This is a genomic window from Anaeromusa sp., from assembly GCF_028691475.1.
Classification (GTDB): Bacteria; Bacillota; Negativicutes; order Anaeromusales; family Anaeromusaceae; genus Anaeromusa.
In genome coordinates this window covers 1-9,984 of record NZ_JAQUZF010000099.1, presented here as the reverse complement: position 1 = coordinate 9,984, position 9,984 = coordinate 1, and the positions used below count along the sequence as shown (strand labels likewise).

General features: G+C 51.1%; 8 protein-coding genes and 1 tRNA gene. 1 reads left to right on the top strand and 8 read right to left on the bottom strand.

Features of this window, described 5'->3' with window-relative positions:
• The 7 genes from PHF27_RS11480 to lepA all read right to left on the bottom strand — a co-directional run.
• A partial coding sequence (locus tag PHF27_RS11480) for a DnaJ domain-containing protein (protein ID WP_300070093.1) occupies positions 1 to 720 on the bottom strand: 720 nt, incomplete at its 3' end.
• Positions 721 to 742: 22 nt separating this feature from the next.
• Complete coding sequence (dnaK, locus tag PHF27_RS11475; RefSeq protein WP_300070090.1) at positions 743 to 2,584, bottom strand: molecular chaperone DnaK; 1,842 nt, start codon at positions 2,582 to 2,584, stop codon at positions 743 to 745.
• Positions 2,585 to 2,656: 72 nt separating this feature from the next.
• Complete coding sequence (gene grpE / locus PHF27_RS11470; RefSeq protein WP_300070088.1) at positions 2,657 to 3,202, bottom strand: nucleotide exchange factor GrpE; 546 nt, start codon at positions 3,200 to 3,202, stop codon at positions 2,657 to 2,659.
• Positions 3,203 to 3,230: 28 nt separating this feature from the next.
• On the bottom strand, positions 3,231 to 4,805 hold the full coding sequence (locus tag PHF27_RS11465) for a TCP-1/cpn60 chaperonin family protein (protein WP_300070085.1): 1,575 nt from the start codon (positions 4,803 to 4,805) through the stop codon (positions 3,231 to 3,233).
• Positions 4,806 to 4,827: 22 nt separating this feature from the next.
• Positions 4,828 to 5,856: a heat-inducible transcriptional repressor HrcA gene (gene hrcA, locus PHF27_RS11460; protein WP_300070082.1), complete on the bottom strand. Its 1,029-nt coding sequence runs from the start codon at positions 5,854 to 5,856 to the stop codon at positions 4,828 to 4,830.
• A 117-nt stretch (positions 5,857 to 5,973) separates the two neighbouring features.
• Positions 5,974 to 7,140 (bottom strand): radical SAM family heme chaperone HemW, encoded by a 1,167-nt coding sequence (gene hemW, locus PHF27_RS11455; protein WP_300070079.1) that lies wholly within the window; start codon positions 7,138 to 7,140, stop codon positions 5,974 to 5,976.
• Between the two features lie 77 nt (positions 7,141 to 7,217).
• Positions 7,218 to 9,014 carry a translation elongation factor 4 gene (gene lepA / locus PHF27_RS11450; RefSeq protein ID WP_018702491.1) on the bottom strand — a complete coding sequence of 599 codons (1,797 nt, stop codon included), beginning with the start codon at positions 9,012 to 9,014 and terminating at the stop codon, positions 7,218 to 7,220.
• A 187-nt stretch (positions 9,015 to 9,201) separates the two neighbouring features.
• Here lepA and PHF27_RS11445 point away from each other — a divergent pair.
• Positions 9,202 to 9,286 (top strand) — tRNA-Leu (locus PHF27_RS11445).
• A 200-nt stretch (positions 9,287 to 9,486) separates the two neighbouring features.
• On the opposite strand, the gene PHF27_RS11440 is transcribed toward PHF27_RS11445, so the two are convergent.
• The coding region (locus PHF27_RS11440) for a YitT family protein (RefSeq protein WP_300070075.1) at positions 9,487 to 9,984 on the bottom strand (498 nt) is incomplete at its 5' end.

Genomic DNA, 9,984 nt, shown 5'->3' with positions numbered 1-9,984 from the left:
TTTACCAGACACCCGCAGGCGCGAACCGTTATCTACGCCCTTAGGAATGGTTACCTGAATCTTATGCCGCCCGCGAACCGTACCGGTTCCGCGGCAGACATGGCAGGGCTTCTCAATGATCTTGCCGGCGCCTCGGCATTGATCGCAAGCGCCTACATTAACCATACGCCCAAAGGGAGTATTCTGTACGTATTGAACCTGGCCTGTCCCTTTGCACTTAGAACAGGTTTCCGCCTTTGTTCCCGGCGCTGCGCCGCTGCCATGGCAGGTTCCGCATTCTTCCGTACGAGGCACTTCAATTTCCACTTCATGCCCAAAGGCAGCCTGTTCAAAGGTAATTTCCAGATCGTAGCGCAGGTCGGCGCCCTGTTCCGGTCCATGCTGGGGCCTCCTGCCGCCAAAGCCGGACTGTCCGAAAAACATATCGAAAATATCAGAGAAACCGCCAAAATCCCCCTGAAAGCCACCCGCCCCGGGGCCGCCGGCCCCGGGTTCAAAGGCGGCATGTCCAAGCTGATCATACCGCGCACGCTTATTAGCATCTGACAACACTTCGTACGCTTCGTTGATTTCCTTGAACTTCTCTTCCGCTTCTTTCGGATTGTCACGGTTGACGTCAGGATGGTACTTGCGTGCCAGCTTGCGATACGCTTTTTTTAATTCATCTTCCGAGGCGGACTTGTTTACGCCAAGCACCTCATAATAATCGCGTTTTGCCACGTGTCACCATCCTAGCTTTGGATTATTTTTTATCTTCGTCAACCACTTTAAAGTCAGCATCTACAACATTGTCATCTTGTTTCTTGCCGGCTCCGCCAGCCTGCTGAGCGCCTGCAGCGCCTTCTTGAGGCTGTTGCTGCTGATACAAAGCGCCTGCCAGTTCATGCAGCGGCTTCGTCAATTCTTCCGTATCAGCTTTAATCTGCTCCAGCGTACCACTTTTCAAGGTTTCTTTCAACTTGTCAGCGGCTGCCTGTACTTTTTCCGCCAAGGCCTTGTCCACTTTGTCGCCGGCTTCTTTAATTGTCTTTTCTGCTTGATATACCAGGCTGTCCGCCTGATTGCGCACTTCCACCTCTTCACGGCGCTGTTTGTCTTCGGCCGCATGGGCTTCGGCTTCTTTCACCATGCGCTCGATGTCGTCTTTGTTGACGCCGGTAGAAGCGGTAATCGTGATCTTCTGCTCTTTGCCTGTGCCAAGATCTTTCGCCGACACATGCACGATACCGTTGGCGTCGATATCAAAGGTAACTTCGATTTGCGGTACGCCGCGGGGAGCCGGAGGAATATCGCCCAATTGGAAGCGTCCCAGTGTTTTATTGTACGAAGCCATTTCGCGTTCGCCTTGGAGCACATGGATTTCTACAGAAGGCTGATTATCAGCCGCCGTGGAGAAAACCTGGCTTTTTTTCGTAGGAATCGTCGTGTTGCGTTCGATAATCTTGGTGAAAACGCCTCCAAGAGTTTCGATCCCAAGAGACAACGGCGTTACGTCCAGCAGCAGAACGTCTTTTACTTCTCCAGCCAGCACGCCCGCCTGGATAGCAGCGCCTACAGCTACGCACTCGTCCGGGTTCACGCCGCGGAAAGGCTCTTTACCCAAGAATTTTTTGATAGCTTCTTGAACGGCAGGAATACGAGTAGAACCGCCAACCAAGATAACCTTGTCGATTTCGTTTACGCTCAATCCGGCATCGGCCAGAGCTTGGCGCGTGGGTCCCATGGTGGATTCCACTAGATCGCTTGTGAGCTCTTCAAACTTAGCCCGGGTCAAATTGACGTCCAAATGCTTGGGACCAGTTTGATCCGCAGTAATGAAGGGCAGATTGATATTGGTCGTCAACACGCCGGATAATTCGATTTTCGCTTTTTCCGCCGCTTCGCGCAAACGCTGCACCGCCATGCGATCCTGAGAAAGATCAATGCCTGTTTCTTTTTTGAACTCTTGAGCCAGATATTTTTCGATACGCTCGTCGAAATCATCGCCGCCTAAACGGTTGTTACCATGGGTAGCTTTTACTTCAAACACGCCTTCTCCCAGTTCCAGCACGGATACGTCAAAGGTGCCGCCGCCCAGGTCGAATACTAGAATCGTGTGGTCTTCGCCCTTGTCCATGCCATAAGCCAACGCTGCGGCAGTAGGCTCGTTGATAATACGCAGTACTTCCAGACCTGCAATAGTGCCAGCGTCTTTGGTAGCCTGACGCTGAGAGTCGCTGAAATACGCCGGTACGGTAATAACCGCCTGGGTCACCGTTTCTCCCAAGTAAGCTTCGGCATCAGCCTTCAATTTTTGCAGAATCATCGCCGAAATTTGTTGCGGCGTATAGGCCTTGTCCTCAATCGACACTTTCCAGTCAGTACCCATATGACGTTTTACGGAGCTGATGGTGCCATCGGGGTTTGAAACCGCCTGGCGCTTAGCAAGTTGTCCCACCAAACGTTCGCCGGTTTTGGAAAAACCCACTACGGAAGGAGTCAGACGACTTCCCTCTGCATTGGCGATTACTGTCGCCTCGCCGCCTTCCATTACCGAAACAACAGAGTTTGTTGTACCTAAGTCAATACCAATTACTTTTGCCATGTTTCAATTCCTCCTTATTTCGCTTCACGCCAACAGCCAATTTCAAGCTGCCAGCCAACATTATATAATTGCTTAACCAACTACCTTAACCATACTGGGACGGATGACTTTTCCTTTTACGCTATAGCCTTTTTGCAGTTCTTGAACAATCGTACCTTCCGCTTGTTCAGAGTCTTCCACCCGTAGTACGGCTTCATGGTACTGAGGATCAAACTCTTTACCTTCAGCCTCTACTACGCTAAGGCCCGCCTTTTCAAGAGCGCCAAAAAGCTGACGGTAAATCATGGAGACGCCGGAGCCTAGGCCTGCGGCTTCTTCTTCACTCAGGCTGCTCAAGGCGCGTTCAAAATTATCCAGCACTGGCAGCAGTTCTAAAATTAGATTCTGCGCCACTACATTCGATAGCTCTTCTTTTTCCTGCCGCGAACGACGACGGAAATTGTCAAAATCCGCATAAAGACGCTTATAACGATCTTCAGCTTCCGCCAAAAGCCGTTCCTTCTCCGCCTGGACTGCTTCGACCGTCACAGCTTGATCCGCTTCGGCTTCTTGGCAGCTTTCCTGCGCAGAAACGTCTTGATTTTCTTTGTTTTCTAGATCTTCGTGGTTATTGGCCACTCTTTCCACCTCTTTGCATTTTACTTTCTCAAAAATCAGGCAGGCCTTCTTCCATACCTTGTTGAGGAGCGCCATTTTCATCACGCTTTCGAATAATCGTGTCAATACGCAAAATGGCTACCGCCACTTCCCCAGCTGCTTTCAATGCATGCAGCTTGACTTCCAGCGGGTCCATGATCCCCGCCTGCAGCATATCCGCCACAGCGCCGCTTTCACAGTCGATGCCCAGCACCTCCTGGCTTTGGGACGCTTGCGCCGTTAACACTTCCTCCACTTTTTCCAGCGGATTGAAGCCGGCATTATCCACAATCTGCGCCAGCGGCCGCTTCAGCGCAGCCGTCACGCAATCCAGGCCATAAGCAGCCATACCCTTCATGCGGTCTCTATGACGTTCCAGTTCGCGGGCAACCGCAATTTCCGCAGCCCCGCCTCCCGGAAGATAGCCGCTTTTTACAGCAGCCTGCACGCTCGAAGCGGCGTCCTTGGCAATGCGCTCCCGCTCGCCAACCACTTCCGCCGTAGCGGCGCCTACCAAAATGGTCGCCATCGGCTTGCCATCGCCTCCCAACATGCGAATATGTCCCAGTTTTTCTTCCGCATATACACGCTGTACTTTGCCCAGATAGCGCTGCAGTTCGGCTTTTTCCTTTTTCAAGGCAGTCCGCTTCATCATACGCGCGCCGGTATGTTCCGCCACGCGGCGCAAATCTGTGGCATTTACTTGGCTGACTACAAACATGCCTGCGTCGGTAAAGGCTTCTTCCGCCGCCGAATCAACAGCTCGGTCTGTCAGGACCACTTGAATGTCCATTTCCACCAGCTTCGCTATATTCTGCCGAAACTCTTCTTGCAGTTCCAGATAGCGCTTAAACCCGGCTTCCGTCCCCAAGGCTTCTTCGCCCAACTCTTCCGGCGCCAAGGCATCATCCAGCACCATTACTTTGGCGTCATCCATCGACAAAGGCATATCTTGATTCAAGCGTTCTTTTTCAATGATAACACCGAGAAACACTTCATTTTCCGCGCCTTCCTGAGCTAAAACCGTATCGGAAAGCTTAAAGTGAGCTTCTTTCAATTTACCTCGCCCGATTAAGCGCGCCGCTTCCACTACCAGTTGAGCAATATCCGCATAGGCCCGGCCGGCAATGCGCGCCACATCAAAAAGGCATTCCGCCTGCACATCATCAATGGTAATAGCGCGAGCCTTCAACTGTCTGGCCGCTTCGTCAATCCCAAAGCGAATGCCCTCAATTACCCGGGCTACTGGCACGCCGCGCAGCACCTGCGTCAGCCCTTCGGCTACAAGAGCGCCAGCCATGATCGTCGCCGTAGTCGTGCCGTCTCCGACTTCGTCCTTTTGCGCTCTCGCCGCATGAATCAGCATTTTCGCAGCCGGATGATTAATATCCATCTTTTCTAAAATCGTAACGCCGTCATTAGTAATAATGACCTCGCCGAAACGATCTACCAGCATGGTATCAAGCCCCTTGGGGCCTATCGTTCCTTCTACCGCCGAAGTGATGGCTCGCACCGCTTCGGCATTGGTCATCAACGCCGCTAATGCGCTATCGGCATCAGCGCCTCCGCCTTGCTTTCGACTCACAGACTACGCCTCCCTCTTAAAATCACAGCTTATAGTGCTTCAAGATTTCACTAAGATTGTGGTTCATAAATTCCAAAGTTGCCATGATTTTGGCATAATCCATACGCGTCGGCCCGAGTACGGCAATAGTTCCTACGACTTCGCCGCCCAAACAATACGTGGCCCGCACCATACTGCAGTCTTGAATGCCGCTGAATTTATTTTCCCTGCCAATGGTCACCACAACACCGTCGTCGCTAGGCGCTTCTAAAATATCATACAGCAAGCGCTCTTCTTCCAGCATATTCAACAGACGTTTGAATTTCTCCATATCCTTGAATTCCGGCTGATTCAGCATCTGTGTAGCGCCGCCGAGGTATACCCTTTCTTGATGCCGACTGCTTAGGGTATCCGCCAAAATAGCCAGCGCTTCTTCAAACTCACGCGCCTCGCCTAAAATACTGTCGCGGACATCCTGAAACATACGCCCCCGGAAATTCCGAAAAGGAATCCCCGCCAAACGATTGTTCAGTTTCTCGGCAATAAGCTGCATCTCCTCCAAGGTTGTGCCCCTTGGCAATGGCAACAGCTTATTTTCAACAGCGCCGCTGTCGGAAACAACCACCAGCAGCACTTTGTTTTCATCAAACGGCAGAAATTGCAAATACTTAAAAGAACTAGGACTCGCCTGCGGCGCCAGCACCAAAGAAACATTGCCTGTCATCCGCGAAAGAATCTTGGCGGTTGTCTGAAACACCTCATCCAAACGCCGCACCTTGGCCTGATACCAATTGCGAATCAAGGAAATTTCCTTTTCCGACATCTGTGTCGGAGACAGCAAGGCATCCACGTAAAACCGATAGCCTTTGGCCGAAGGAATCCGCCCGGAAGACGTGTGAAGCTGTTCCAAGTAGCCCAACACTTCTAAATCCGCCATTTCGTTCCGAATCGTCGCAGGGCTGACACCAAGATCGTATTTACGAGCAATCGTCCTGGAGCCAACCGGTTCTGCGGTGGATACATAATCATCGACAATCGCTTGCAAAATACGACGTTTTCGTTCATCAAGCATGTCATCCACCTCCATTGTTAGCACTCTTCTCTAAGGAGTGCTAACATCTATAAAAAACATACCACTCTCCTCCTAAAATGTCAATATGTCTAAGTCAATCGAATCCAGTATTTTGCTTCATTTTTCGTCAGACTTGCTGTCCGATTCCGTTTCCAAAAAGGCCGCAAAGGCGCGATTGCCAAAACGCAGTCCCAAGGGAGTAAGATACGTCCGCCCCCTTTGCTTTTCCACAAGACCTTCCGTTAGTAGCTGCTCCAAAACAAGGGCGTAACGCTGCCAAAGCTCCACGCCAAAGGTTGCTTTAAATTGATAATGAGAAATACCGCCCCTGGTGCGCAGCGCCAAAAAGCAAAACTCCTCCTGCAGCTGCGCCGGCGTCAGCGCGGACTGCTTTCCATATTCCCACCGCTGCTGCGGACGCAAAGACAGATATCGTTCCAAAGGGAAACACCCTTCCCAACGCCGCCCTTCCAAAAAGGAATGCGCCGCCGCTCCCAGGCCTAAATACGGACGAAAACGCCAATAGCGAAGGTTGTGCCGACAAGCGCGTTTTTTTTGCGCATAATTCGATATTTCGTAGCGCTTGTAACCATGAGCCGGCAGCCAGCTTTCCAGCCAGTTGTCCATAGCTGCGGTTTCGTCTTCAGCTGGCAAAACTAACAACCCTTTTTCTTCGAGGCTGGCAAAAGGCGTACCTTCTTCTATTTTCAAAGCATAAATTGATAAATGCTCAACAGAAAGTTCCGCCGCTTGGCGCACGCTTTGCTGCAGCAAAGCCAACGTCTGCCCTGGCAATCCGGTCATCAAATCTACATTGCAATTGTCAAAGCCAGCCTGTCGGGCAGCCTCTAGGGCCGCCAGCGCCGCCGCGCCGTCATGAATACGGCCGCAGTTTTGCAGCAGCGCATCATCAAAAGACTGCACGCCTAGACTGAGACGATTGAACCCTGCCGCACGCAACAGCCACAGGTCGTCAGCGGAAACCGTGCCCGGATTCGCTTCCAAGGAGATCTCCGCTTCCGGCAGCACCAAAAACCAGCGCTGCAGCTCCTGCAGCAACCGTACTAGCGCCTCAGCGCCGATAAGAGTCGGCGTACCGCCGCCAAAAAAAATCGTGTCTACCGTCGCTTTCCCCAGCCGGTTTCCCTGCCAAGCTATTTCCTCGCACAATGCTTCTATATATTGTTTTTGCAGCAACGCGCTCCCTGTTTGAGACGGAAAGTCGCAATAAGCGCACTTCTGCCGACAAAAAGGAATATGCACATACAAGCCTAACATCCCCATGTTCCCGCCCTCCGGAAAACCAGAAAGAGGGCCGCCTCAATCGCTCTCGAGGCAGCCCGCTTTATATTTTAAACAACTCAGTCAATCTTTAAAATAGCCATGAAGGCTTCTTGCGGAACTTCTACGCTCCCTACCTGTTTCATGCGCTTTTTGCCTTCTTTTTGTTTCTCCAGCAATTTGCGTTTCCGGCTAATATCGCCGCCATAACATTTGGCCAGTACGTCCTTACGCATGGCGCGCACCGTTTCCCTGGCGATAACCTTATTGCCTATGGCCGCCTGCACGGGGATTTCAAACATCTGCCTGGGAATAATACCGCGCAGCTTCTCAACCAAAATACGGCCCCTGTGCGTCGCTTTCTCTTGATGCACAATAACAGACAGAGCATCTACAGGATCGCCATTTAAAAGAATATCCAGTTTAACCAGCGCCGACTCCTGATAGCCCGACAATTCGTAATCCAACGAGGCATAGCCGCGGGTAGATGATTTCAGGCGATCAAAGTAATCATAGATAATCTCGCTCAAAGGCAAATGATAGGTCAACAATACCCTTGTCGTATCGAGATATTTCATGTCCTTAAATTCGCCTCGTTTTTCCTGAGACAATTCCATCACCGCCCCCACAAATTCGTTGGGAACGATAACCGTCGCTTTTACGTAAGGTTCTTCAATATGTTCAATTTCCTGCGGCGTAGGAAGTTTCGAAGGATTGTCAATCTCTAGCTTCTCCCCGTCCGTCTTGTATACATGATAAATAACGCTAGGCGCCGTCGTAATCAGAACAATGCCATATTCACGTTCCAGCCGTTCTTGAACGACATCCATATGCAGCAACCCTAAAAAGCCGCAGCGAAAACCAAAACCAAGAGCCACAGACGTTTCCGGTTCAAAGACCAACGCCGCATCGTTAAGCTGCAATTTTTCCAACGCATCCCGCAAAGAATCATATTCCGACGATTCCACCGGATACAAGCCGCAGTATACCATCGGCGTAATTTTCCGGTATCCTTCGAGCGCCTGCGTTGTTGGGCGCGCCGCATCGGTTACCGTATCGCCTACGCGCACGTCTTTAACGTTTTTAATACTTCCCGCCACATAGCCAACCTGACCGGCGGTCAGTTCTGAAACATTCGTAGGCACCGGGCGAAATACGCCGACTTCAGTAGCCTCAAAAACTTTGTCCGTCGCCATCATACGCAGTTTCATGCCAGGCGCCATGCGCCCGTTTATAACACGCACATAAGCGATAACCCCTTTATAGGCGTCAAAATGCGAATCAAAAATCAGCGCTTGCAGCGGCTCTTCAACTTTGCCAGCAGGCGCCGGCACCCTCTTTACAACAGCCTCTAGCACTTCCGGGATGCCAATGCCCGTCTTGGCGCTAACCAAGATGGCTTCTGACGCGTCAATGCCAATAACATCTTCAATTTCCTGTTTAACTCGTTCCGGGTCGGCGCTAGGCAAGTCAATTTTATTAATGACCGGAATAATTTCCAAATTGTTTTCCAGCGCCAAATATACATTCGCCAGCGTCTGCGCCTCAATGCCTTGCGCAGCATCAATTACCAACAAGGCGCCTTCACAGGCAGCCAAGCTGCGAGACACTTCATACGTAAAATCAACATGTCCCGGAGTATCAATCAGATGCAGCATATAGGTCTGCCCGTCTTGGGCCGTATATGCAATACGCACGGCCTGCGATTTTATGGTAATGCCTCTTTCACGTTCCAGTTCCATCTGGTCGAGCACTTGCTCTTCCATCTCCCGCGCTGAAAGCGCGCCGGTATATTCAAGCAGGCGATCCGCCAGAGTGGACTTACCATGATCAATATGAGCGATGATCGAAAAATTGCGGATGTTCTTTGTGTCCATTCCAAGCTCCTCTTTTCTAAAACTGAATGCAAGCCCGCTATAGTTCGGTCCTGCCCTAACTCATTATTAGGTTTATTGATGTCGCTAATCGATTATAGCATCCTTATAACACCCTCTGCAAGAATTTGCATTTCGAGTGTTGACAACCCTACAAAGAGATGATATTATTACACCTGTGCCAAGCAGTGCCGGAGTGGCGGAATGGCAGACGCAGATGACTCAAAATCATCCGGGTTCGTCCCGTGGGGGTTCAAGTCCCTTCTCCGGCACCAAACTTCAAAAGTAAAAGAACCCTTGAATCAAGGGTTCTTTTTTTATTTATAATCAGAAATAACGAACCGCGAAACACGCGAAAAGGTTTAAATTAAAACTCGCACCCCGTAGCCCTCATTCGTACCCTCCCTTGACTCCCTCGACTCTTGTTCGTTTCCCGTCCTCTCTGGCTTTCCTCTGTGTTCCATCCCTCTATTGTTCAAAGCGCCCCAGGGCGCTTAAAGCCGCGGCCGATGACTTCCGCCGTATCAATGACCATAAAGAAGGCGCCCTGGTCCGCTTCGTCCACAAAGCGCTTCACATGAGCAATCTGCGCCCGGGAAATGACTACCATGAGCACATCCTTGCTTTCGCTGGTATACGCACCGCGCGCCTGCAAAAAAGTGGCGCCCCTGCCCAGCTCTTCTAAAATACGTTTGGCAATCTGTTCGCGCTCTTGTGAAATGATGAGCAGTACCTTCCGCCGGTTAAAACCTTCAATAACCTTATCTACTACCGTACTGCCTACAAACATGGAAATCAGCGTATACATGCCAATTTCCAAGCCGAACAAAAACGCCCCGCAGGCTACGACCACAACATTGACAGCAAATGCCGCCGTGCCGATTTCCATACCATAACGTTTTTTGGCAATCATCCCCACTACATCAGTGCCTCCCGTAGAAGCGCCGGCGCGAAACACCATGCCCAAACCGAG